The organism is Virgibacillus carmonensis (genome assembly GCF_057836705.1).
The window spans coordinates 1-526 of record NZ_JBYQFJ010000396.1; the positions used below are offsets into that span (position 1 = coordinate 1).

Below are 526 nucleotides of genomic sequence, written 5' to 3' on the forward strand. Positions count from 1 at the left end.
TGGAATCCATAGATAATCAAGTAGCCAAGTCCTTGCTTCGATACTAAGAATTCACCTACAATGATTCCAACCCAGGATAAACCAACGTTTACCTTTAATGTAGAAATAATAGTTGGTAGCGTTGCGGGAAACACTGCTTCGCGAAAGCATTGAAAGCGCGAGGCGCCAAAGCTTTTTAATACGTTGACATAATTTGGATCCACTTCCCTGAATGCCGAATAAACAACTAGCGTGGTTATTACAACTGATATGAGTGCACCCATGGCAATGATTGCCGTATAACCGGGACCAAGCGCCACAATAATAATTGGACCTAATGCGACTTTTGGCATTGCATTTGCGACAACAAGATAGGGATCTGTTATTTTTGATAATTTGGAGGAAGTCCAGAGAACAGTTGCAAGAATGACACCCAGTAATGTTCCAAGAACGAATCCGATAATCGTTTCGACAACGGTTGCCTGTAAATGAACAAAAAAACTTCCGTCTGCAAACTTGTCGATGATTTGAGTGATAATTTTAGACG

Annotated in this window: 1 protein-coding gene; it reads right to left on the reverse strand. The window is 40.9% G+C overall.

Going from position 1 to position 526, the window contains the following annotated elements; translation table 11 throughout:
- On the reverse strand, positions 1-526 hold a 526-nt coding region (locus AC3G7N_RS22550), incomplete at both ends, for an ABC transporter permease (RefSeq protein ID WP_489424328.1).